Genomic DNA, 24498 nt, shown 5'->3' on the forward strand with positions numbered 1-24498 from the left:
ACCCTCGCATTCGTCAAGTGGGTCAAACGGGCGACCTACGGCAGGTTGCGCCCCGGCGTGCCGGCCGCTCCCTGCGTTCCGAAGGCACCCGTGCCACCAGGTCCGCCGTAGCCTCCCGGACCGCCGGCACCGCCGTTACCGCCGTTACCGAGCGGTCCAGGATCCGTGCCTCCGTTACCGCCGTCGCCACCGTTGCCGCCGGCGCCGCCGGCCAAGGTGTCAGACCCATAGCTGTCGTTTCCACCCATGCCGCCCGCGCCGCCGTCGCCGCCGTCGCCCACGCTCCCGGTTCCGCCGTCACCGCCGGTGCCCGCGGAGTAGAAGTAGGCAGGTCCGCTGCCGGTACTGGCGCCCACGACGCTGCCGCCGGTTCCGCCGGCACCGCCGTCTCCTCCGACGCCGCCCAGGTAGCTGCCGCCGCCACCGCCGCCACCACCACCGCCGTTGCCGCCACCGGTGCCGCCATTGCCTTGGATGCCGCCGGCACCACCTTGGCCGCCGGAAGTGCTACCCCCGAAGCCGCCGTTACCACCGCGTCCTCCGAGGTCACCCGCAGCTCCGGATCCGCCCGTCCCGCCGGTTTGCAGGCCGTTGCCGCCATTACCGCCGTTACCGCCGTTACCGAATCCTCCGTAACCGCCGTAACCCCCGTTGCCGCCAGTCACCGCGCTCGAGCCACCCGCGCCACCGTCACCGCCGTCACCACCGGGGTGTCCGACTGTGGAACCAGCCGGATAGCCGCCTTCGCCACCATTGCCGCCGTACCCGCCGCGCACCGCGCCGTAGGCGCCCGACCCGCCATTGCCGCCGTCGCCGTTCAGCGGGTCGTATCCATCGCCGCCGCTGCCACCGCTACCGCCGAAGGACCCGCTCGCACCGGGGTTTCCATTTGCGCCGGGCACGGACCCGGTACCACCCAGACCGCGGGTTCCGCCGGAGCCGACATTCGCTCCGTTTCCGCCGTTGCCGCCGTTGGGTTGGCCGGCATAGCCGTCGCCGCCCCTACCGCCGCTACCGCCGCTACCACCCTGACCGCCGTTGCCGGCGCTACCGCCGCCGCCGGATCCGCCCGCAGTGCCGTTAGCGGCCGTGCCGCCGATGCCGGCGTTGCCACCATTGCCGCCGGCACCGCCGGTACCGCCCAGCCCGCCGGCGCCACCGTTCGAGCCTGCTGCACCGACCGCACCGGTAGCCCCGTTTCCGCCGGTGCCGCCGTTCGCGCCCTTGCCGCCGCCTCCACCGATGCCGCCGTTGCCGGAGGTCGAGCCACCCTTACCGCCCGCACCGCCGCTGCCGCCGGCTCCGCCCGCCTGACCGTTGTCACCGTTTCCACCCGCAGCGCCGGGAGTGCCCGGCGTGCTGCCGCTGGCGCCGTTTCCGCCGGCCGCTCCATAGCCGCCGATTCCGCCGTTTCCGCCGTTTCCGACGTTGCCGCCGTTGCCACCGGCACCACCGTTGCCGCCAGGCGCACCCGGAGTGGTGGCGTTGTAGCCGACTCCGCCGTTACCGCCGTTGCCACCGCTGGTCGGGGTCGACCCGGCTGTGCCGTTCGAGCCGGGAGTCGACCCGGTGCCGCCGTTGCCGGCCGCGCCACCGTTGCCGACGTTGCCGCCGTTACCCCCGGCGCCGCCGTTGGGACTGGCGGCGTTGCCGCTGCCACCCAGGGCGCCGTTGCCCGCACTGCCGCCGTTACCACCGTTGCCGGCGTTGCCGCCGGCCCCGGCCTGGCCTGCAGTGCCGTTCGCCGCAGTCCCACCGATTCCGCCGTTGCCGCCATTGCCGCCCGCGCCGCCGTCGGCGCCGCTACCGCCGGCACCACCGTTCGAAGCGACGGCTCCCGCTGCGCCGTTGACGCCCGAGCCGCCGAGACCACCCTTGGCGCCCGCGCCGCCGGCACCACCGTTACCGCCGTTGCCGGCGTTCGAACCGCCCAGGCCACCGGCGCCGCCGTTGCCGCCCGACCCACCGGCCTGACCAATGGTGCCGCTGCCGCCGTTGGCCCCTGCGGTCGTCGCGAACGGGCCGTTCGTGCCGTTCGCGCCGGCAAACCCGTTGCCGCCGTTGCCACCTGTGCCGCCGTTGCCGACGTTGCCGCCGTTTCCGCCGGCGCCACCGTTGCCGCCGCTGGCGCCAGCCGTCGTGGCGTTGAAGCCGTTGCCGCCGTTGCCGCCGTTGCCGCCGCTGACGGGCGTCGACCCGGCGGTTCCCGTCGATCCGGGTGTCAGACCGCTGCCTCCGGTACCGGCCGAACCACCCGTCCCGACGTTGCCGCCGTTACCGCCCGCTCCACCGTTGGGGTTGGCGGAATTGCCGGCGCCGCCTGTCGCGCCGTTGCCCGCAGTACCGCCGTTGCCGCCGCTGCCGGCGTTGCCGCCGACCCCGGCCTGGCCCGCCGTACCGTTCGCAGCAGTCCCGCCTGCTCCGCCGTTACCGCCGTTGCCGCCCGCTCCACCGTTGGCGCCGCTACCACCCGCGCCACCGTTCGAGCCTGCCGAGCCTGCTGCGCCGTTCATACCGGACCCGCCGGCGCCCCCGTTTGCGCCGGCACCGCCCGCGCCGCCGTTACCGCCGTCGCCGGATGTCGACCCGCCGAGGCCACCCGCGCCGCCATTACCGCCAGAGCCGCCGGCCTGACCGATCGTGCCGCTACCACCGTTGGTGCCCGCGGTCGTCGCCGCTGGGCCGTTGGTGCCCGCCGTGCCGGCAAACCCGTTGCCGCCCTTGCCCCCGTCGCCGCCACTACCGACCGAACCGCCGTTGCCACCGGCACCGCCATTACCGCCCGATGCCCCCGCGGTCGAGGCGTTGTAACCCGCGCCACCGTTGCCGCCGTCGCCACCGCTGGTCGGCGTCGACCCCGCCGTTCCGTTCACGGCCGTGCCGCCGATGCCGGCGTTGCCGCCGTTACCACCCGCACCGCCGTCGACATGGCTGGCGGACCCCGAGTAACCGTCGCCGCCGTTGCCGGCAACGCCTCCCGCGCCGCCGTTGCCCGACGTCGAACCGCCAAGGCCGCCGTTCCCACCGTCGCCGCCGTGACCGCCCGGGGTGCCGTCGCCGATCGTGCGGATCCCATTGGCGCCACTACCGCCGTCACCACCGTTACCGATCGCGCCGCCGTCACCGCCGTCACCGCCGCTGCCCGCCGTCCCGCCCGTGGTCAGGTTGAAGTAGCCGTTACCGCCGTTGCCGCCGTTGGCGAGCTCGGTGGAGGCGCTGCCGTCGGCGCCGTCGCCACCCACAGTTCCGCCGCCGAGCCCGCCGGTTCCGGCGGCACCCCCGGTGCCACCGAGCCCGAACGTCCCCGGGTCGCCACCGTCGCCGCCGTCGCCGCCGTCGGGATGATCGAACGTCCCCAGCGCGCCTGCGCCACCCGTTCCGCCAGCCCCGGCGTCGCCGCCCGCACCACCGGCGCCGCCATTACCGGTCGTGCCGTCGCTGGCGAACGAGCCCTTACCGGCGTCCCCACCGACACCGCCGAGCCCGCCGGCTCCACCGGTACCGCCGTCACCTGCATTACCGCCATCGCCGGTGCCGCCGTTCATGAAGCTGCCCAATTCGCCGGCTCCGCCGTTACCGCCGTCGCCCCCGGCGCCACCGAAGCCGGCGTCGCCGCCGTTGCCCCCGGCGCCGAAGAAGAAGCCGCCAGCACCGCCCGCACCCCCGGCCCCGCCGTTGCCGCCGATACCCCCGTTGAGGCCGTTGGCGCCGAAGGCGGTTTCCAGGGACGTGTAGCCCTCTCCACCGTTCCCGCCGAGACCACCGTTGCCGCCATTGCTGAAGTACAGGCCACCAACACCGCCGGCGCCGCCGGCACCGCCGCTGCCGCCGTCAGGGTTCAGTTCGGTGCCCGCACCGCCGTCGCCACCGTTGCCGCCATTGCCGCCGAGTCCGAAGAAGTAGCCGCCTGCCCCACCAGCGCCACCCGCGCCGCCGTCGCCGCCGTAGAGACCGTCGGTTCCGTCGGCCCCGTTGCCGCCATTGCCGAACAGGAACGCGGCGTTACCGGCCTCACCCGGGGTGCCATTGACCGGCGAATCCCCGACAGCGAGGAGGCTCAGCTCGGACTGGGGTTCGAGGCCGCCGGCGTCGCCACCGTCACCGAGGAACCACCCCGCGTCGCCGCCGTCGCCGCCGAACCATCCGTCGCCGCCGTCGCCCAACCACAGACCGCCGTCCCCACCGTCGGGGGTCAGCTCTGTCCCGTCGACTCCGTTGCCGATCAGGAATTGACCGGACCAGGTGTTGACGAATTCACCGAACTGCAGCCCCTCGGGGCTGGTGATCCAGTCCTGGATGCTGGTGTGCAGCGGCGAGTAGACGGCCTCGTTGAACCAGTCGTCGAATGACACCACCTCGGGCGAAGGAACGGCCGACCCAGCAAACAGACTCATCCAGTCGGTGCCGGCCCAATCCAGGTTCCACGCCGACGGGTCCAGCCAGGCCGACATGTCGAACGCCTCGACCGGCGGCGCCGCTTCAACCATCGGGTCGATGATCAACTCGATCCAGTCGGTCAGCACGTCGGCTCGCGCGACAGGCGCCGCACCTAGGGGGCTCATACCAAACGCCAAAGCTGCACCGAGACTTGCACTTACGGCTATGGCTCGGCTGCTGCGGGATGCGACCCCTCGTCCCTGAAGATTCCGCTTGCAACCCCGCCGGCCAGCCATCAGACGCTTTCCCCAGTCCTGCGGCTAAGCCTTTCCTTCGCATTGTCTTGGGAAATTCTCAGCGAAGCCGCGCGCCCGACGCTAAAGGGGACAGGCGGTTATAGATACAGGGAAAACCCTGGCATCCGCATCCTCGGCAAACTCATAGAAACGACGGGCGCGCGCCGTTTCACTCTAATCCGCTACGGCCCGGCGTCCAGAAGGGTGAGGTGCGAATGTTCCGCCGGTCCCAACCACGTTCGGCGACGAGGATCTTGCGGACGGTTTGAATCGTGCGTGCTTCACCGGCCAGATAGGCCACCCCAGGATCGTCGGGCAGCGTGAGCTCGCGCACGGCTTCGGCGAGCACGACCGAGTCTTTCGCCGACGCCTCCCCGCGCTGCACCTGTTGCAGCGGACGGGCAAGCGGCAGGTGATCGGGTTGGGCCGCAGCTTCCACTACGCCGTAGACATCGGCGCTCGCAGGCAGGGCGCGCAGCATCGCGGCGAACGCGACCGATGCGGTCTCGTCTCCCACGAACAGGTGATAGGGAGCATCGCCGCGGATCACGAGATTGCCCTGCGGCTTTGTGAATTGGACATTGTCACCAACAGCGACGGCGCTTGCCCAGCGTTTTGCGGGCGTGCCGGTCTCCCGGTGATCGAACATGACGATATCGAGAGTGCCAAGCTCCGGATCTACGTCGTATATCGAGTAGGTGCGCAGCGCGTCGTGCAGTTGCAGGCGTAGCAGCGACTCGCCCAGCCCCGCCACCTGTAGTCGGACGTGCTGCCCAGGTGCCCACGTCAAGCCCTGTAATCGCTTGCCGCTGAATCGAATACGCCGCAGCGTCGGCGTGAGCTGTTCGGTGTCGCTGACGGTTGCGGACAGGAACACGGCGTCGCGCAAGGATTTGATCAGCGGGAACGCGTCGATGAGGGTTGGCACTGTGGTCTCCGAATCAGATTGTTCTGACTGACATTTGGTTGCCGCGCTCGCCCCCGAAGGGCAGCGCTACGGTGCGATAGCCATGTCGCTGATTGCGCACATAGGTGAGGTACTCACCCGATTCCTCGACGGCGTTCTCGGCGATCACCAAGGCCCCCGGGGCCAGTCGCGGTTCGAGGAGTTTGAGCACCGGCAGGTACAGGCTGAACGCCCCGTCGAGTAAAACCAGGTCGATGCCGTCGTCCACATCGTCGCGCAAGGTCTCCAACGCGTCACCAACGCGAATCTCAACCAGATCGGAAAGTCCTGCGGCCGAGAGGTTTTCGCGGGCCCGATCGGCCTTCGAGGGCTCGAGATCAGTTCCGATCAGCCGTCCGCCGCCACCGTCACGCAGAGCGGCCGCGAGATAGATCGTCGAGACGCCGAACGACGTGCCGAATTCCACGACGTGGCGGGCCCGCCGCGCCCGCGCACAGACATACAGGAACTCGCCAAACTCGGCGCTGACGTTCAGGTAGTAACCCGCGAGCTGCTGATACGTGCCCTTGTAGTCGTTCGCCTCGAAGGCCAGAAAATCGGCGAGCGCCACCGGGTCGGCCGCGACCTCGGCGAACCGCTCATGGAGCGGCCCGTCCTGCGCCTGCGCCTCGTCGAACAGTCGCGTCAGTACGTCCGCTACTGGCGCCGCGAAAAGTGAATCCATTGAGCCCCTAACCTCAGTTAAGGTTAGGCTTACCTAATTTATGTCAGGTGTCAACGGCTCCGTTCAGCTATTCAATCCGCCGGCACCACCGGCGCCGCCCGCACCACCGGATCCGCCACTAGCGGGACTACCCGGCACACCCGAGCTGCCCGGAGCGCCGTTGCTGGCCGTGCCGCCGTGGCCGCCATTCGCACCGTCGCCTCCGCCGGCATTGCCTACGCCAGCACCGCCGTCGCCACCGGCACCCCCGTTCCCACCGTTGCTGTCGAGGACTCCGAAGCTGCCGTCGCCACCGCGGCCACCGTCGCCACCGACGCCGTTGCTGCCGCCATCGAGCCCATGGCCGGCCGCGCCGCCGTCACCGCCGTCGCCGCCGGCACCGCCATTGCCGATGTTGGGAACGAAGTTGCTGGTCCCATTGCCGCCCGCTCCGCCATCTCCTCCTGCACCACCACGCACCCCAGCGACGCCGGCACCCCCGTCGCCGCCAGCCCCACCGTTCCCGCCGTCACCGGCGCTGCCGGTCACGGACCCCGGACCGCCGACGTTGCCAGTAGCCCCGTTCCCGCCGGCGCCGCCCGCGCCGCCGGTTCCGGCGGTCGCACCGGCTGCTCCACCTCCGCCGCCGTTGCCACCGGCACCGCCGGCTCCGCCGTTTCCGCCTGGGATGTTGTCCAGCTGGCTGCCGCCGCCCTGATCGCCCTGGCCGCCGACGCCGCCATTACCCCCGACGCCGCCCGCCCCGCCGTTGCCAGAGTGAATCCCGGCATCGCCGCCGATTCCGCCATTGCCGCCGGCACCGCCAGCACCACCGTCCGCGCCGTTGAGCGGCGCGTAGGGCGGTGTATAGCCGCTACCTCCGTTGCCGCCGGCACCGCCTGCCCCACCGTTGCCGTCGACATAGCCCGCGCCGCCGTGACCGCCGTTACCACCGGCCTGCCCGGTACCCGCCAGGCCGCTGGCCCCGTTGCCGCCAGCGCCCCCGTCGGGGTGCGCGACCGTGCCGTCTGCGCCGGCGCCACCGCTGCCGGCGGTGCCGCTGATCGAGGCGCTGCTGGTCCCGGGACTGCCGGCCGCGCCTTGCAGGCCGCCGGATCCGACGTAGCCCCCAGCCCACCTTGGCCACCCGCCCCGGCCTGACCGAAGTTTCCGGTAGCCCCGCCGTCACCGCCGGCACCGTCCTGCCCGCCGGACCCGATCAAGCCGAACTGCCCCTGAGCACCGTCACCACCCGCGCCGGGCGCACCGGCCGCGCCGCCTTGGCCGCCGGCCCCGCCGTCGCCGGCCACGCCGACACTTCCGTCGCCCGCAGTCCCAGCGTCGCCGCCCTGCCCACCTTGGCCTCCGGCGCCGCCCGCGCCACCGTCGCTGCCCTGGCCGCCAGTGCCGTTGTCCGCCAATATCAGTCCCGGTCTGCCGTCGCCCCCTGCGGCCCCGTCGCCGCCCGCGCCACCTTGACCGCCGTCGCCGCCATTGCTGGCGCTTCCCGCGGCGCCGTTTCCACCCTGTCCGCCGGCACCGCCGCTACCGGCGACGTAACCGTCGCCGCCGTGACCACCGGAACCACCGAGGCCGCCGTCGCCGATCGACGGAGAGCTGCCCGCACCGCCGTCGCCGCCGGCACCGCCGACGCCACCGAAACCGTCGGAACCCGCCAAATCACCAGAGCCACCAGCGCCCGCGATCCCCGCGTCGCCGCCGGCGCCGCCGTTGCCACCGGCACCGGTGAGGTCGCCGGTGTTATCGCCGCCGAAGCCACCAGCGCCGCCATTACCGGCGTCACCGCCACCGCCACCGAAGCCGCCTGTGAAGAGGTGGTCCAAGGCGTTGCCACCGGCTCCGCCGGATCCGCCATGACCACCCGCGCCGCCATCGGCTGGTGACGATCCCGACAGTCCGTCGCCACCGGCGCCGCCGTTACCGCCGGCGCCGCCGAAAGCGCCGCTCGCTCCATCCAGACCCCTGCCGCCGTCGCCGCCGTTACCACCGGCCGAACCCGGCCCGCCGGCCCCACCGTCGCCGCCGCGGCCGCCCGAGCCGCCGTTGACCGTTCCGTCGGAGCCTCCAGCGCCCGGTTGACCAGAGGTTCCCGACATCCCGCCGGCCCCACCATCGCCGCCATTACCACCGGCCACGCCAGCCGTAGTGGAGCTGTACCCATCGCCGCCGGCGCCGCCAGTTCCACCGCCGCCCCCGTCGCCGCCGTTGCCGCCGTGCGAGCCGTCGACTCCGGCGCCGCCGTTTCCACCGTTGCCGCCGGGCGCACCGGCTTGGCCGGCGCCGCCGTCCACCTGGCTTGCGGTCCCGGCGACGCCGTTGCCGCCGGCGCTCCCGTGCCCGCCGAACCCGCCGTTGCCGCCGTAACCGTTGCTGCCGCCGTCGGCACCGCGGCCGGCGTCGCCACCGTTTCCACCGTTGTGGCCGCTCAGGCCGCCGCTGGACTCGCTGGCACCGCCGCCTCCGTTGCCGCCGTTGCCGCCATTGCCTCCGCCGACACCGTCAACGCCGGCCCCGCCGTTGCCGCCGGCGCCGCCATCGGATCCATCTCCGCCACCGACGTTGGACGTCATGCCCTGAAGACCGCCGCCCCCGTTTCCGCCGTCGCCTCCGTGGCCGCTGGCGCCCCCGTCGACGCCGCGCCCCGCATCGCCACCGTCGCCGCCGCTGCCGCCGTCTCCGCCGTTGCCAAGGGCTAACAGGCTTTGTCCGCCGTTGCCGCCGTCGCCGCCGTAACCGCCGGCACCTCCGCGAAGGCCGTCGATGCCGCCCGCGCCGCCATTACCCCCGGCACCACCGTCACCACCATCACCGGCATCTCCGCTCGGCCCGCCTAAGCCGCCGCCGGACCCGTTGCCGCCGTAACCGCCATCGCCACCAGCACCGCCGTAGCCGGCGTTCGCACCGGCGGCCCCACCGTCGCCACCACCGCCGCCAGCACCGCCGGATCCGCCGTCGCCGCCGGGGATTTGGCCCATGGAACCGCCCTGGTCGCCCTGACCGCCAATGCCGCCGTAACCGCCGGCACCGCCCGTGCCGCCGTTACCGGAATTGCTGCCCGCGTCACCACCGGCCCCGCCGTGGCCACCGGCTCCGCCGTCACCGCCGTAGGCGCCGTTGACTGGCGAGTAAGGGGGTGTGGCAGCGCTGCCGCCGTGGCCGCCGGCGCCGCCATTGCCGCCGTTGCCGTCGACGTAGCCCTTGCCGCCGGCGCCGCCGTCACCGCCGGCCTGGCCGGTCCGGTCCGCGCCGTCAGCGCCGTTGCCACCGTTGGCGCCGTCGGGGTGCGCCACCGTACCGTCGGCGCCGTTACCGCCACTGCCCGCCTGCTGGTCGAGCTGGACTCCGCTGTAGGGGCCGCCCGCACCCTCGCCACCGGTCGCCCCTTGATAGGCATCGTTGCCGACGCCAGGCGATCCGCCCAACGCGCCGGCGCCGGGCTGGCCGAAGTTTCCTGCAGCGCCGCCATCACCGCCGGCGCCGTCCTGGCCGCCGGAGCCGAGGAACCCGAACTGGCCATCGGCACCGTCACCGCCGGCACCTGGCGCTCCTGCTGCTCCACCCTGACCGCCGGCGCCACCCCAACCGGCCGTGCCGACGGTTCCGTCGCCGGCCACCCCGGCGTTGCCACCGTTGCCACCGTGACCGGCCGCCCCACCGGGCCCACCGTCGCCGCCAACACCACCCTTGCCCTGCTCGACCCCGAGCACACCGGCCGCTCCGGTGTGCCCGGCCGCACCGGCGCCACCGTCACCGCCCGCGCCGCCCACGCCACCAGTGCCGGGGCCACCGTTCGGCCCGCCGGTCGCCGCGCCGTTGCCGCCCACACCCCCGAGGCCACCACTGCCGCCCGCGAGGCCGTCGCCGCCATGACCGCCCGCGCCGCCTGCCCCGCCGTCGCCGATCAGCGGAGAGCTACCCGCGCCGCCGGCACCGCCGGCACCGCCGGCGGCACCCAAGCCGTCGAGAGAACCCGCACCTCCGAGGCCGGGCGCTCCCGCGTCGCCGCCCGCTCCGCCGCCGCCGCCGGCGCCGGCGACAGAACCGGTGTTGTCGCCACCTCGACCGCCGTCACCACCGAATCCGGCGTTACCGCCGGCACCCGACGGGAAGTTGCCGTTGCCGAGACCGCCCGCTCCGCCATCGCCGCCCTGACCGCCGACGCCACCGTCTGTCGGCGTCGGACCGGACACCCCGGCGCCACCGGACCCGCCGTTACCCCCATTGCCGCCCAGCCCCCGGCATTGCCACTCCCGTCGGCTCCGCCGCCGGCGCCCAGGCCGCCCACGCCCGCTGCCCCGCCGGCACCGCCCGCGCCGCCATTGCCACCGGCCAGCCCGTCAGAGTTGAGACTGAAGCCGTCGCCACCCGCGCCGCCGGACCCACCGGCGCCGGCGTTGCCGCCACTGCCGCCTCCGGTGCCGCCGTCTCCGCCGGCGCCGCCGCTGCCGCCCAGTCCGCCGACACCACCGTCGACGTTGTCGGCATCGCCCGCGATACCGCTACCGCCCCGGCCTCCGGCACCACCGTCACCCCCTCGGCCGTCGTCATAGCCGTTACCGCCGCGGCCGCCGTCGCCACCGGCCTGACCGGTGCCGTCGACGCCGTCGCTGCCCCTGCCGCCGGGCGCGCCGTCGTGATGCGTGGCGTCGCCGTTGGCGCCGTCACCACCGTTTGCCGCCTGATTGACCGGGCCACCGTCGCTCGGCGTAGCGCTGCCCGCAGTGCCGGCAGCTCCACTTTCGCCGCCAGCACCGGCACCCGCCTGGCCGCCGGCACCACCGGCACCCGCCGCGCCGGCCTGGCCGGGAGCGCCCGCGTCACCGCCAGCACCGTCCACACCACCGGAGCCGGGGTAGCCGAAGGCGCCCGCTGCACCCACGCCGCCGGCGCCGGCCGCGCCCGCCGCACCTCCCGCGCCACCGGCCCCGCCATCGCCGGCTGCACCGAGGGATCCGTCACTGGACAGGCCGGCGCTGCCGCCGGCGCCACCGTGCCCTCCAGCGAACCCGTCGCCACCGTCCTCGCCATTGCCTCCGGCGCTGCCGGGAGTCACGCCGTCTGGACCGTCGGCCCCGTCGGTGCCGGGCGCTCCGATACCTCCCGCGCCGCCGACACCGCCCGCGCCGCCGGTGACACCCGCTCCGCCGTCACCTCCGACACCACCGTTGCCGCCAACTCCACCGGTGTACGGGTCGGCTTCTTCGAGCGTCGCGAACCGGGCGAAACCGGTCGACGGTGGGGCGGCCCCATTCGCGCCCGCCCCGCCCGCACCGCCGGCGCCACCGGAGCCGATCGAGCCGCCGTCACCACCGTCGCCGCCGTGCCCGCCATTCGGATGAGCCGCGTCGCCGTGTGCACCGGCGCCACCGGCACCGCCGTGAATGTCTGTCGACGTGGGGGCGGCACCATCGCCTCCGGACTCGCCGTTGCTCGCTCCGGCCCCGCCGGCCAAGCCACCCAGACCGCCGTGCCCGGCCGTCCCGATCGACCCGTCGCCGGCGTTGCCGCCGTCGCCGCCGGCACCGTCCAGATCGCCCGAGCCGTGTTCACCCCAGACCCCGGTCGCCCCGGTGCCGCCGTTGCCGGGCGTACCGGCGGCACCACCGTCGCCGCCCTTACCGCCGTCGCCGTTGAGCCCCGCGCTGCCGTGCGCCGCCGCGCCGCCGCTGCCGCCGGTGCCGCCCTGACCGCCGTCGTAGCCGTTCCCGTAGCCGTCGCCTCCGTTGCCGCCAACCCCGTTGTTGATCCCGGCGACCCCGGCGTCGCCGTCCTTGCCCACGATGCCCGACGCGCCGGCCCCACCGACGCCGCCGAACCCTCCGTCACCGCCATCACCTGACTGCGAGCCACCGATGCCGCCGTCACCACCGTGGCCACCGGCAGCGCCAATGCTGTTGTCTCCCAACGCCCCTACGCCGCCGTTGCCGCCGTCACCACCGTCGCCGTACGCCGCGCCCGCCCCGCCGTTGCCGCCGTCGCCGCCGAGCTGCCCGGCCCCGATGCCGGTGCCACCGAGCCCACCATCGCCACCGTTGCCGAACAAGTAGGCGACGGCATTCCCACCGTCGCCGCCGGAGCCGGCAGCCAGACCGGAGCCACCGTCACCGCCCGCACCGCCGCCGCCGCCCAGGCCCATGAAGAGGCCGCCGGCACCGCCGTCACCGCCCGCGCCGCCGTCGATCCCCAGACCACCCTGGCCGCCGTCGCCGAAGAAGAAGGCGTCCCCGCCGTCACCACCGATACCCTCGAGCGAGGTCCCGCCCATTCCGCCGTCGCCGAACCACAGGCCGCCGTCCCCGCCCGCGGCATCGGCGAGCGACCCACCATCGATGCCCTCAGCGCCGTTGCCGATCAGGATGTGGCCGTACACCGCCTCGCCGAACGGGTTGATCAGGTTGTTGTCCACCCACATGCCGAAGGGACTCTCGATCCAGTCCTGGCCGGCCTGATGCCACGACGCATAACTGTTCGCGAGCAGGTCGACGAAGGGATCGCTACCGGCCGCGGGCGCGAGACCGGCCAGGTCTGCGCTGGGCGCCCAGGTCGTCGGATCCGCGAGGTTGGCCAGGAAGGTGTCCCATGCGGCGGGGTCCAGGAACACCTGCAGCGCGGCCGGATCGGCCAGATTCTCCATAGCGCCTGCCAGGCTCGGCCCGAGCACATCGGTGATCCAGTCGAGGTCGAAGACGTCGGCGCGCGCCACCGGCGCCGCGGCAAGCGAGCTCATTCCAAGCGTTAACAGCGCGCCGGCACTCGCCCCCAGGCCGACCGCGCGCACGCGGCGCGCGACGGCCCCTCGCGATTGACGATTGCGCTTGCTACCCCGCCGACCAGCCATCCCGCACCCTTCAACTCGGGCGGCTCAGGTTTTCCTTTGTCTAGTCTTTGGAAAATCTCAGGTAGCCGCTCAGCCGAAGGCTAGGCCGATCGCGCGCGCGTCGATACAGGGATTTCCCTTGCAATCGATGTGGGCGACGTTAGTGGGGCGCGTTAGCAGCGCGGATCACCGTTGGGCGGGATGTAGGAGTCGAGCCGCTCGTTGTTGCGGAACACGGCTCCGTTCGGCACGCACGTCAGTACGCCGTTGACGTACATCCACGCGCCACCGGTGAGAGGCTTGTTGCGATCCTGGCCGCTGTTGGGCTGCTGATTGTTCCCGCGGTTGGCGTTGTTGAGGACGTCGTCGACGATCCCCTTGGCCTGCTTCTCCTTGCACTGCTGCACCTGTTCCGGGGGCTGCTGGTCGCAGTCGTTCGGGTTGTCAGCAGCCGCGACCGGCAGCCACGCCATGGAAGCGGCGGCCAACAACGAAAACACCGTGATGCCAACGGATTTCTTAATCATGAGGCAGACGCTAGGCGTGGCGGCGGCGCCGCGATACCGGGATTTCCCTGGCATTCGGCCTGAATCTGAGCGCAGTCTCAGTGCGGTGTGAGCCCGAAATGCGAATAACACGGCTCGGCGGTCTGGCCGACGGTGGTGAAGAGTCCGGGCGACCACATGGTGGGGACGCCGTTGATGAGCCAGCAGTGCTTGTCGGCCAGGTCGATGGCTTTGTTGCCCTGCTCCGGCGCCTGCTTCGCCTGATCCGCGCCCTGCTTCGCCTGGTCCGCGGCTTGCTTTGCTTGATCCGCGGCTTGCTTGGCCTGGTCGACGCCCTGCTTCGTCTCGCCAATGGCCTTGTTCGCGGCTGCCGCTGCCTTGTCCTGCTGGCATTGCTGCACCTGATCGGCGGGCACCTGATCGCAGTCGGGCTCGTCGGCGTTGGCTACCGGCATCCACAGCAGCAGAGCAGAAGCACCGACAATAAGCGGCGACGCGACAGTCTTCTTCACCATGGCACCGACGCTATGCCCGCGCGCCACATACGCGATACAGGGATTTCCCTGGTAGTCAGCAGGAGGGTCAGGCGGGAAGCTGAGCCCGCACGACGGCGGTGACGCGGTCGGCGTGCCACCCGGCCTGGTGGCATGCCTCGATGGCTGCCTCGGCGGAGTCGGCGGCAATCACGCCGTAGATCGTGTCATCGCTGGGGGCAGTCAGCGCGCCCAATAACCGGACGCGCGCGGCGTCGGCCACCCTTTGCAACCGCTCGACGGCCTTATTGAAAGACATCGCAACCAGGTCGGGTTGGTACCACTCGACCAGGTAACACGGTTCGGTCTGCTCGCTACTGAACACGTGTACGACGTTACCTTGCAATCGGCCGCCGCGAATCAGGGCTTTCCCTGGGAGTTCCCTGGATTTAACGCACCCGCGAGCCCGCCGCGGGACCGAATGCCCAGCTTCCGATACACATTGCTCAGATTCATTTCGACGGTCTTCGGCGCGATGAACAACTCGGCGGCGATCTGCTTATTAGACATTCCGGACGCCGCGAGTTCGGCGACGCGTCGTTCGGCGGCGGTCAGTCCGTGACCATCGGCGACCGGAATGTTCAGCCGCTCCAACTCGCCCCGGGCCCGCTGGGCCCACAGCGGCGCACCGAGTCGCTCGAACATCTCCAGACACTCCTGGAGCGTGGTCTCCGCCGCCTGCCGGCGCCGCCGCCGGCGCTGGATCTGACCGAGCAGCAACTGGGTGCGTGCCAACTCGAACGGCATCGGCAGTCGCTGGTGATGGCTCAGCGCGTTCTGCGCGGCACTCTCCGCCGACTCGAGATCGCCTCGCGCGGCGAGCACGTGGCCTCGGCCGCGTGCGCCGACGGCCAATAGCCACGGCCGATCATGCTGCACCCCAGCACTTTCCAATGCCTCAACGAGCGGCTCGGCCTCGTCGTGCCGCCCCAGCGCGGTCAGCGCCTCGATCGCATCGGGAAGGTAAGCGCCGACCATGATTTCGGTGTCGTGGGCCGGGTCGAAAGACGCCAGCACCGGCTCCAGCACGGCGAGCGCGGCCGCATAGTTGCTCAGCGACACCTCGAGAAATCCGAGCGCCGTCATCGCCGGCGCGAGCAAATGGAAGGTGCCCATGGACTGCGCCGCATCGATCGCCGACCGCGCGGCCTGCCGCGTCTCGTCCTCACGACCTGTGTACGCGGCGGCGGCGGCCTGACACGTCCACGATGTGGTCAGCATGTGCTTGCCGCCCAACTGCTCGGCACGCTGCACGGCGTCCTCGGCGCCGGCCGTGGCGTCGCCGTACCGACCCAGCCAGATGTCCATCATCGTCGCGTGATGGTCGGCCCACAGGATGTCGATCTCGGTGCCTTCCTGCAGGTAACGACGCTGCACCTTTCTCATCTGTTCGCGGGCGTCGACCAGTTCGCCGGCCCAGCCGGCGGCCACCGCCGCCACCGCGGTCGCCTGAAAAGTGGCTCCGGCCCAACCGTTTGGGTCTTCCAGCTCCAGCGCTCGTTGTAACGCCGACCGGTCGAATCCCAGACCGTGGATGAAGGTGACGGTGACCCACATCGTCAACGCCTGGCTGACCAGGCCGTCGAGACCCAGCCGCTCGGCTTCGACGACGGCCGCCTGCGCGTGCTCGACGGATTCCTGCATCTCTCCGATCAGTCCGGTGGCCGGCGCCAGCAATAGTCGACCCTGCAGAGCCAGCACCGGGTCGTCGACCTCGGCGACCGCCTGCGTCAGCGCGGCGACCGCGTTAAGCATGCTGTCGTCGTGACCGGTGATGGCGGCAACCAGCATCAGTCCGACGCAGCGCAAACTGCTGCCGGGTGTCAGACGGTCGATCGTCGACTGCAGGCGCACGCCCGCCTGATCCAGCGCGCCGGACCGAAAGTGGTGCTCGGCGGCGCGGATGCGACGCAGCGACGTGTCTCCCCCGAGTTTGATTGCCAGATCCAGCAACTCGGCTGCGGCCGCCGGGGCACCCTGCGCCATCGTCACCTCAGCGGCCTTGTCGAGCGCCTCCAACATCGCCGGGTCACCGGTGGTGGCCGACAGCGCGAGATGCCGCGCCCGCAACTCCGGTTCCTCGACGGTGTCGGCGAACCTGCGGTGCATCGCCCGGCGCTGCGGCGGGCTGGCGCCGCTGTACACACCGCGGGCGAACAACGGGTGGCAGAAGCGGACCTTGTTGCCGTCCAACTCGACGACACCGGACGCCCCGACCGATTCGACCACCTCAACCACGCGATCGACGCTCAATTCGATGGCGCGGCTCAACCGCTCGACGGTCGGAAAGACGGCGCACGACGCGGCCAGCAGCACTGCGCTGAGCTCATCGTCGGGCCGGCCGATCCGCTGACGCACTAGTGCGGCAAGGGAATCCGGCAGACCTACCACGCCGCGCGACGGCTCGTCGGCAACCGCACGAGCCATCTCGAGCGCGAAAAACGGATTACCACCTGATATTTCGTGGATACGGGTGATGACCGGGCGCGGCAGCGTTCGCCCCAGCCGCTGCGAGATCAGCGCGTGCACGCCACCGAGCGGCAGGGGCTGCAACCTGATCCGCGCCACCGAATCGGGCCGCGCGAATCGCAACCAGCCCGGCGTCTCGTTGCGGCGCGGCTCGCCGATCCGAACGCTGACCGCCACCCCGATCCGGCCGGTGAGGCGCCGCGCCGCGTAGCCGAACACCACCTGGCTTGAGACATCCAGCCACTGCGCGTCGTCGATGGTGACCAAGATCGGCGCCCCCGAGCCGCGGTGCTGCAGCACCGACAGGAACGCGGCGGCGACGGTCCGCTCGTTGGTCGGCGGCCCGTCGCCGGTCAACAACAGGACCCGCTCCAGTGCCGTGCGCTGCACCGCCGGCAGGTTTGCGATGACGGCGGGATCGACGGTCTCGAGCAGGTCGGCGACTGCGGCATAGGCGTACCGCGCCTCAGTCAGCGCACCCGCCGTCGAGAGCACCCGAAAACCCTGTGCTGTGGCGGCCTCGGCAACGCGCAATAGGTAGGTGGTCTTGCCGATGCCCGCTTCGCCCTCGATGACCATCCCCGCTGGTCCGGACAAAGTACGGTCCAGGAATTCATGCACCGCATGCACGTCCGCCTGCCGCACCAGCAATCCCCCTCAAGATCGCCATCCGGAATCTGGCAGATAACCTACAGGGGACTCACAGGGCCTTTTGTCTTTTAAACATCATTTGAATCCGCTATGAGCCGCGCGGAGTTAACTGCGCAGCCAATGACGACCCAGGTGGGCAACCGGGCGCCGGACAGATACCGCAAGTACCCGGTACCGCTGGTATTGACATCTCCACGGACGCTCCTTACCGTTTCAGTAACGCCTGCGAAGGGATGTCGATGATGACGCCCGCCGGCGACGATGCGGCGCAGCGCGCCGAGGAGGAGCGGCAGCATGACGAGTGCGGTGAAGCCGGCAGGACGCGGTCGCGAAGACTTCTCCGACCGGCTGCTCAAGGGTTCGGTGAAGAAGTCCTACGCGCCCATCGTCGACATCGACTGGGACGCGCCCTTGGACCCGGACAAGTTCTACCTGCCACCTCGGGTGGTGTCGCTGTACGGAACACCGCTGTGGGACAACATGACTCGTTCCCAACAGATTGAGCTGTCCCGCCAAGAGCTGGTGAACACCCTCTCCGCCGGCATCTGGTTCGAGAACATCCTCAACCAGGCTCTGCTGCGCAAGATCATGCACACCGATCCCACCAGCCGAGCGACCCACTACGCGCTGACCGAACTCGGCGACGAGACCCGCCACATGGTGATGTTCGGCAAGGCCATCGAGCGCGTGGGCGCAAGGCCGGTGCGACCGCGGCTCTACCACCGGATGATCATCAACACGCTCCCGCTCTTCTTCCGCGGCTCGGTGCTCTGGGTCGCGGCGCTGATCGGTGAGGAGATCTTCGACTCGCTACAGCGGCAGATGATGGACGACCCGGAGCTGCAACCAATCGTCCAGCGGCTCATGCGCATTCACGTCACCGAGGAGGCGCGCCACATCCAGTTCGCCCGGGACGGATTGCGTAAGCGCGCGCCACAGATGCGCCGACCGGAGCGGTGGTTCGTTGGCAACGTCAACGGCCTGGGCGGCTGGTTCTTCCGCTACCTGTTCACCAACAAGGTGCAGTACGCGCGCGCGGGCATGAACGCGCGGGAGGCACGCCGGATCGCGCGCACCAGCGCGCACCGCCGCGAGGTGCAGGTCGACGGATTTGCACCGCTGGGCGAATTCCTGTCCGAGGTGGGGTTGATGGGACCGCTCGCGCGTCGCGCTTGGACGCGTACCAGGTTCCTGTGAACGACCGCGCCCACGACGTCGTCCTGATCGGCGACGGCGACGCTGCCACCGAGTTGCTGACGGCGGGCGTCCATGACTTTCTGATCGTCGACCGCGATGTGGTCAGCGCGGTCTTCGACGACGACACCGACACCTGGACACTCACCGGCGACGACGGCGAGACCTGCCGCGGCCGGGTCGTGATCGCCTGCGAGTCGCCGCTCATTCCGCTGGTTCCAGACCTGATGGGGCGCAGGGATTTTCGCGCTACCGCCATGCACGCAGCGATTCCCTGCACTTTCTTCGACCCGGCCGGCAAGCGGGTGGCCGTCGTCGGCGCCGACTCCAGCGCCGGCGCGCTGATCGAGCGGATGGTCGCCGCGGGCGCACGCGTCCAGGTCTTCCCGCTCGCGCCGCGTCGCGCCGTGGGACGCCCGAAACGCACCTTGCGCCGGCGCCGCGTCGAGGTCATTCCGCAGGCCATCGAGGAAGTCACCGCGGTCGGGGTCCGGACCGTCGACGGCGTCCACCACGATGCCGACGCGATCGTGTACGGCACCGGCTTCGCCGTACGCGCCGGGCTGCCGGCCGACACCCTGGTGGGCGCGCACGGCCGCAGCATTCACGACGTGTGGGTCGACGGCGGCGAGCCCTACCTCGGCCTCGCGATGCATGGCTTCCCGAATTACTTCACCGCCGCCGGACCGGATTTCACCGCGGCGATGCGCTACATCGTCGACTGCCTGCGCCTGCTGGGCCGCAACACCCGCATCGAGGTACGTCGCAGCGCCCAGGGCGTGTTCAACGAACGGGTCCACCTGCAAAAACCCTCGTGGCACCTGGACAGCTCTGCGTTCGATGTGTCTTCAACCGGCGGCGTGCATGACGACGGCTACGAAGGTCCGGCGACCCTGACGGCGAACGACACCGCCGATCAACTGCGAGTTGCGCTGACTGGCCGTGTCGAACCCTACGACGGCCAATACCACTGGCAGGGAACAGTTTTCGGGCCGATATCGAATGACTTGATCAAGGCGCGGTCCATCACCATCACTGTCGGCGAGCGCTCCGCGCCGGCCCGCATCACCGAGCAGACAGCCCAGGGCACCTATTCCATCTCCGGTGCAGGCGACCCGCCCTTCCCCCTTCCGGAACTGCAACTCACCTAGCCGCCAATACGGTCCACGATCGCGGGTTGCGCCGATCACCCGTTGGGTATGCGATGAGCGGGGATTTGCAATGCCAAACAGCACCACGCTCAACGTAGTCGCAGTGGGCGCCTCGGCCGGCGGGGTCGAGGCGCTGAAGGACTTCGTCGCGGGTCTGCCGGCTCACCTGCCGTACGCAGTTCTTGTGGTTCTGCATATGCCGGCCGGCGCGCCTAGCGTGCTGGCCCGCATTCTGAGCCGCAACGCATCGCTTCCCACGAAAGAAGCAGTTGATGGCGAGGTGCTGCAGGCTGGCACCATTCGCGTCTCGGTACCGAATTGGCATCTCGTCGTCGACGACGACCGGATCGCCCTCACTCAGGGCCCGACGGAGAACGGCCACCGACCGGCCATCAATACGCTGTTTCGCTCGGTAGCGTTGACTTTCGGCCAACGCGCTACCGGCGTAGTGCTATCCGGTGTGCTCGACGACGGCACGCTCGGCGCGGCGGCCATTCGGTCGCGAGGGGGCACAACGATAGCCCAAAAGCCTGACGACGCATTGTTTTCCGCGATGCCCCTGAACGCCATTCACGCCGGAGTCATCGACCACCAAGCGACCGCCGCCGCGGTCGGCAGCCTGCTTGCCGAATTGGCCGCACGAGAGTTCGAGGTACGCGAAATGGAGCCAGATCTCAGAATGGAGCTCGAGAACCGCATCGCGATGGCACGACGGTTCTCCACCGAAATCGATTCGGAATCTCTCGGTCCACCGTCTGGATATACCTGTCCGGACTGCAACGGATCGCTGATGTCGATCAGCGAAGGCAACTATCGCTGCCGGGTCGGCCATGCCTGGACCTCGGAGGCGCTGCTCAGCGCTCGCGACGACGAGGTGGACAACGCGTTATGGATCGCGATCCGCAGCCTGCAGGAGAAGGCCAAGTTGTCGCGCAGGCTCGCCGGCCGGGTAGCGCAAGGCATGCTCAGTGAACGGTACGACGCCATCGCCAACGAGGCCGAGCACGCGACCGCGGTACTGAGCGAGCGGCTGTCAGACATGTACTCCGGAACAAGACCTTCCGATGGGTAGCGCCGTAAGCCCATTGGCGATATCCGCCACCTCTGCCGGCCTGGCGTGCCTGCTCACCGCCGACGGCCTTCTCGACAGCAGCACCTACCTGCAGTTGCGCGACACCATCGTCAAGGCCGCGCTCGACGAGCCGCAGGCCGTGCTGATCGACGTCAACAAGCTAGCGGTTCCGGCTCCGTCGGCCTGGGCGGTATTCACCAGTGCACGCTGGCTGGTCGACACCTGGCCGGCGATTCCCATCCATCTGGTATCCGATAGTGCCGCTCAGCGAGACAGCATTGCGCGCAACGGAATAACGCGCTATGTCGCAGTTCATCCGACCGTCGGCGCGGCCTTGGACACCCTCAGCGACACCCAGTGCCCACGATTGCGGGCCAAAACGGAATTGCCCGCAGCACTGGCCAGCCTGCGCGCGGCGCGCGAGTTCGTAACGGAGCGCCTCGCGGAATGGTCTTTCGAGGCTCTCGCCCCGGTCGCGACGGTGGTGGCCAACGTGTTCGTGGAAAACGTCCTGCAGCACACCATCAGCGGGGTGGCTCTGGTGCTGGAAACCGACGGCACCTCAGTCAGCGTCTCGGTCGCTGACGACAGCCCGACCGCCGCCGCGCGACATGAAGACCCGGTCCACAGTGGCGAACAAATCTCCGGCCTCGCGATCGTCGCGTCGGTGTGCCGGGTCTGGGGCAGCGCGCCGACACCATCAGGCAAGACCGTCTGGGCCGTCATCGGTCCGGAAAACCGGCTCTGACCCCGAGTAGTGTTCACCGAACGACCTGTACCCGGCGAACAGGACCTCATGGACACCGAGACGGACGAATCGTTCGAGGCGCTGCTGCGCTACATGCGCGACTCACGAGGATTCGACTTCACCGGCTATAAGCGCACCAGCCTGATGCGGCGGGTTCGGCACCGCATGACCCACGCCGGCTACGAGACCTTCGAGGAGTACCTCGACGTTCTACAGGCCAGCAGCGACGAGTTCGCGGCGCTGTTCAACACGATCCTGATCAACGTCACCGCGTTCTACCGCGACCCGGAGGCCTGGGAGTACATCGGCACGGACGTGATCCCGCGCCTGCTGGCCGAGCGCGGCCCCGACGCGCCGATCCGCGTCTGGAGCGCGGGCTGCGCGTCCGGCCAGGAGGCGTACACGCTGGCCATGATGCTGGCGGAGGCGCTGGGTCCCGAGGCTTTCCGGCAGCGGGTGAAGATCTACGCGACCGACGTCGACGAGGACGCGCTCACCGAGGCCCGAGCAGCGAATTACGACGCCAAGGCCGTGGAATCGGCGCCGGCGGCAATGCTGTCCAAGTACTTCGAGCAGCAGAACGGGCGCTACACCTTCCACAAGGACCTGCGGCGGGCGGTGATCTTCGGGCGCAACGACCTGGTCAAAGACGCCCCGATCTCCCGGGTGGACCTGCTGGTGTGCCGCAACACCCTGATGTACATGAATGCCGAGACCCAGCGAAATGTGCTGGGTCGCTTGCACTTTGCGCTCGGCGCGCAAGGCACCCTCTTCTTGGGGCACGCCGAGATGTTGCTCAGCCACAGCGACCGTTTCACACCGTTGAACCTGAAACACCGTATCTTCCGCAAGACTCCGGGCTCGCACGGCGGCCTGGAGCGTTACGACCCGGCGGCGACCATGTACGAAAGACAAGGCGACTTACCCGGCCTGACGACCGTGCGCGACTTGGCATTTCGCGCCAACCCGGTCGCCCAGATCGTGGTGACGGGCGACGACACCGTGGCAATGATCAACCACCAGGCCGAGACCATGTTCGGTCTCTCCGCCCGGGACATCGGCCGGCTGCTGCGCGACCTGGAAGTGTCCTATCGGCCAGTCGAGCTGCGCGCCTACCTGGAGCAGGCCAAGGTGGACCGCCGCTCGGCGCGCATCCCGGATGTCAAATGGCAGCGCGCCGGCGCCGAGACCGTCTGGTTCGAGATCCACGTCAACCCCTTGATCGACGGCGAGAACGGATTGCTGGGCGTTTCGATCGTCTTCTTCGACGTCACCGCCACGCGGGCGCTGCTGGACAAGGTCGTCTCCACCAATCACCAGCTCGAGGCGGCGTACGAGGAACTGCAGTCCACCAACGAAGAACTCGAGACCACCAACGAAGAACTGCAGTCCACGGTCGAGGAACTCGAAACCACCAACGAGGAACTGCAGTCCACCAACGAAGAACTCGAGACGATGAACGAGGAGTTGCAGTCGACCAACGACGAACTCCACACCATCAACGACACCCTGCGCGAACGCAGCGTCGAACTCGATGATGCCCGCACCTTCCTCGACTCGTTGGTCGACTCCGTGCGCTTCGGCATGGTCGTCGTCGACCGCGAGATGCGCGTCGTCGTCTGGAACAAGGGCTGCGAGGAGCTGTGGGGTCTGCGCGCCGACGAGACCACCGGAGAGATCCTGACCGGCCTGGACATCGGCCTGCCGATGGACAACGTGCGTCCGCTGATCGGCCACGCATTCGTCGACCCGGAGAACCCCGGCGAAGCCACGGTCGAGGCGGTCAATCGCCGCGGCCGGAAGACTCAGGTGCGGGTCGTGTGCACCAGTTTTCAGAGCCCCGAGGGCGGTGTCTCCGGAGCATTGCTGTTGATGGACGCCCAGCCCTGACCGGCGGCCTCCCCCGCTTCGTCCTCCACTATCGCGGCGGCGTCGTGAACCGCGGCCGCTGCGCGGTGGACGGCTGACGCATCCTGGTGGCCTTCAACGGTTTTGCCGCTCGCTCGCAGCGCAGCCTGCTCGTGCGAGGCCGCGGCTCGGCGATGCGCCGCACTCGCGTCGAGGTGCCGGGCGGCCGCGTCCCGGTGTGCCTGTTTGACGCGTTCCAGCGACTCGACCGCGTGCTGCCGCGCCTGTTGGACGCTCTCCAGCGTGGCAGGAATGCCCGCGGCCAGTTCGGCCCTGCGCTGCTGCAACTCACCGATCCGGCGCCGAGCAGCCTCTCCGCGTGCCGCGGCGGCTCTACGGCCGGCCGATCCCGACTCAGCAGTGGTCACGACCGCTCGGACTCGACAAGCTTGCGCGCGACCTCGGTCAACGGAGTGTTCGAACTCTGCGACAGTCGCTTGAGCAACTCGAAGGCTTGTATCGCGTCGATCGTGAAACGCTCCATGATCATGCCCTTAGCTTGGCCGATGATGTCGCGGGAGGCCAACGCGCTGCGGAACTGTTCGTCGCGTCGCACGATGTTCCACGCCACTGCGGCATGTGTGGCCAGCAGGTAACCCGTCTCGGCGGCGTCGTCGTCGAAGGCCCCGGGTGTCTGGGCATAGAAGTTGAGCGCGCCCATGTGGTTGTGGTCAGCGAACAACTGGAAGGCAATTATCGAGCGGATGGGCGTCTCCGCGACGGCCTCTTTGCAGTAGAGCGGCCAGCGCTCCTCTCGGGTCATGTCGTCGATCCGGACGGTGTGGTGCTCCCACGCTGCCGACAGGCACGGCCCCTGCGCGTGACGTTGCTGGATCTCGTCGAGCAACTCGGGGTAGCGGTCCGTGGCCGATGCCGACTGCACCTTCCCGTCCCGGGATGTCAGCGTGATGCCCGCATACTGGGCGCCGGGCATGACCTCGACGGCGGTGTTCGTCAACTCCGCGAGCACGTCATCGAGTTCGACGTGCTTCTTGTGTTGCAGGTCCTGGACCAGGTCCGCGACTTCGCGGATCAGCCCGCCTGACTGATGGGTCATCAGGGGCCTTCTCCGATCGTCTGCTTCGATCGCACGTCCGATTGTCCAACCTTCTGAGTTACCCGGCAACGTGCGAATCGAACCCGTC

At 70.2% G+C, this 24498-nt stretch carries 16 protein-coding genes; 5 read left to right on the top strand and 11 right to left on the bottom strand.

Annotation, left to right across the window (positions count from 1 at the left end):
* Positions 1-35: 35 nt before the first annotated feature.
* The 9 genes from PT015_RS12935 to PT015_RS12975 all read right to left on the bottom strand — a co-directional run bounded on the left by PT015_RS12935 (position 36) and on the right by PT015_RS12975 (position 17274).
* Positions 36-4562, bottom strand: coding sequence for a cytochrome (locus PT015_RS12935; protein ID WP_285184921.1), 4527 nt, complete (start codon positions 4560-4562; stop codon positions 36-38).
* A 280-nt stretch (positions 4563-4842) separates the two neighbouring features.
* Entirely contained in the window at positions 4843-5601 is a 759-nt protein-coding gene (locus tag PT015_RS12940; protein WP_313824327.1) for a siderophore-interacting protein, read from the bottom strand.
* A 13-nt stretch (positions 5602-5614) separates the two neighbouring features.
* Positions 5615-6304, bottom strand: coding sequence for an O-methyltransferase (locus PT015_RS12945; RefSeq protein WP_285184923.1), 690 nt, complete (start codon positions 6302-6304; stop codon positions 5615-5617).
* Between the two features lie 215 nt (positions 6305-6519).
* Positions 6520-6816 carry a hypothetical protein gene (locus PT015_RS24800; protein WP_285184924.1) on the bottom strand — a complete coding sequence of 99 codons (297 nt, stop codon included), beginning with the start codon at positions 6814-6816 and terminating at the stop codon, positions 6520-6522.
* Between the two features lie 12 nt (positions 6817-6828).
* Positions 6829-10494: a hypothetical protein gene (locus tag PT015_RS12955; protein ID WP_285184925.1), complete on the bottom strand. Its 3666-nt coding sequence runs from the start codon at positions 10492-10494 to the stop codon at positions 6829-6831.
* Between the two features lie 2800 nt (positions 10495-13294).
* Positions 13295-13648 (bottom strand): hypothetical protein, encoded by a 354-nt coding sequence (locus PT015_RS12960; protein ID WP_285184926.1) that lies wholly within the window; start codon positions 13646-13648, stop codon positions 13295-13297.
* Between the two features lie 77 nt (positions 13649-13725).
* Positions 13726-14142 carry a hypothetical protein gene (locus PT015_RS12965; RefSeq protein ID WP_285184927.1) on the bottom strand — a complete coding sequence of 139 codons (417 nt, stop codon included), beginning with the start codon at positions 14140-14142 and terminating at the stop codon, positions 13726-13728.
* Between the two features lie 67 nt (positions 14143-14209).
* Complete coding sequence (locus tag PT015_RS12970) at positions 14210-14485, bottom strand: hypothetical protein (protein WP_285184928.1); 276 nt, start codon at positions 14483-14485, stop codon at positions 14210-14212.
* Positions 14486-14520: 35 nt separating this feature from the next.
* Entirely contained in the window at positions 14521-17274 is a 2754-nt protein-coding gene (locus tag PT015_RS12975; protein WP_285184929.1) for a helix-turn-helix transcriptional regulator, read from the bottom strand.
* Positions 17275-17574: 300 nt separating this feature from the next.
* Here PT015_RS12975 and PT015_RS12980 point away from each other — a divergent pair, with 300 nt between their 5' ends.
* The 5 genes from PT015_RS12980 to PT015_RS13000 all read left to right on the top strand — a co-directional run bounded on the left by PT015_RS12980 (position 17575) and on the right by PT015_RS13000 (position 23335).
* Positions 17575-18477, top strand: coding sequence for an AurF N-oxygenase family protein (locus tag PT015_RS12980; RefSeq protein ID WP_285184930.1), 903 nt, complete (start codon positions 17575-17577; stop codon positions 18475-18477).
* Positions 18474-19625 carry a DUF4873 domain-containing protein gene (locus tag PT015_RS12985; protein ID WP_285184931.1) on the top strand — a complete coding sequence of 384 codons (1152 nt, stop codon included), beginning with the start codon at positions 18474-18476 and terminating at the stop codon, positions 19623-19625. The genes PT015_RS12980 and PT015_RS12985 overlap by 4 nt, the downstream gene beginning before the upstream one ends.
* A gap of 70 nt (positions 19626-19695) precedes the next feature.
* Positions 19696-20697, top strand: coding sequence for a chemotaxis protein CheB (locus PT015_RS12990; RefSeq protein WP_285191090.1), 1002 nt, complete (start codon positions 19696-19698; stop codon positions 20695-20697).
* Positions 20690-21445, top strand: coding sequence for an ATP-binding protein (locus PT015_RS12995; protein ID WP_285184932.1), 756 nt, complete (start codon positions 20690-20692; stop codon positions 21443-21445). Before PT015_RS12990 ends, PT015_RS12995 begins: the two co-directional genes overlap by 8 nt.
* A gap of 48 nt (positions 21446-21493) precedes the next feature.
* Positions 21494-23335, top strand: coding sequence for a CheR family methyltransferase (locus PT015_RS13000; RefSeq protein WP_285184933.1), 1842 nt, complete (start codon positions 21494-21496; stop codon positions 23333-23335).
* On the opposite strand, the gene PT015_RS13005 is transcribed toward PT015_RS13000, so the two are convergent.
* Positions 23278-23721 carry a hypothetical protein gene (locus PT015_RS13005; protein WP_285184934.1) on the bottom strand — a complete coding sequence of 148 codons (444 nt, stop codon included), beginning with the start codon at positions 23719-23721 and terminating at the stop codon, positions 23278-23280. The genes PT015_RS13000 and PT015_RS13005 overlap by 58 nt on opposite strands.
* The gene (locus PT015_RS13010; RefSeq protein ID WP_285184935.1) at positions 23718-24410 is read right to left on the bottom strand and encodes a GAF and ANTAR domain-containing protein; all 693 of its coding nucleotides are present in this window, start codon (positions 24408-24410) and stop codon (positions 23718-23720) included. The genes PT015_RS13005 and PT015_RS13010 overlap by 4 nt, the downstream gene beginning before the upstream one ends.
* Between the last annotated feature and the right edge of the window lie 88 nt (positions 24411-24498).

The sequence above is a fragment of the Candidatus Mycobacterium wuenschmannii genome, assembly GCF_030252325.1.
Classification (GTDB): domain Bacteria; phylum Actinomycetota; class Actinomycetes; order Mycobacteriales; family Mycobacteriaceae; genus Mycobacterium; species Mycobacterium wuenschmannii.

Excerpts from the sequence above, each read along its gene's own strand:
- PT015_RS13000 (WP_285184933.1), top strand. The coding sequence starts at position 21,494 with ATGGACACCGAGACGGACGAATCGTTCGAGGCGCTGCTGCGCTACATG.
- PT015_RS12980 (WP_285184930.1), top strand. The coding sequence starts at position 17,575 with ATGACGAGTGCGGTGAAGCCGGCAGGACGCGGTCGCGAAGACTTCTCC.
- PT015_RS12945 (WP_285184923.1), bottom strand. The coding sequence starts at position 6,304 with ATGGATTCACTTTTCGCGGCGCCAGTAGCGGACGTACTGACGCGACTG.
- PT015_RS12935 (WP_285184921.1), bottom strand. The coding sequence starts at position 4,562 with ATGAGCCCCCTAGGTGCGGCGCCTGTCGCGCGAGCCGACGTGCTGACC.
- PT015_RS12965 (WP_285184927.1), bottom strand. The coding sequence starts at position 14,142 with ATGGTGAAGAAGACTGTCGCGTCGCCGCTTATTGTCGGTGCTTCTGCT.
- PT015_RS12990 (WP_285191090.1), top strand. The coding sequence starts at position 19,696 with ATGCCAAACAGCACCACGCTCAACGTAGTCGCAGTGGGCGCCTCGGCC.
- PT015_RS13010 (WP_285184935.1), bottom strand. The coding sequence starts at position 24,410 with ATGACCCATCAGTCAGGCGGGCTGATCCGCGAAGTCGCGGACCTGGTC.
- PT015_RS12960 (WP_285184926.1), bottom strand. The coding sequence starts at position 13,648 with ATGATTAAGAAATCCGTTGGCATCACGGTGTTTTCGTTGTTGGCCGCC.
- PT015_RS12995 (WP_285184932.1), top strand. The coding sequence starts at position 20,690 with ATGGGTAGCGCCGTAAGCCCATTGGCGATATCCGCCACCTCTGCCGGC.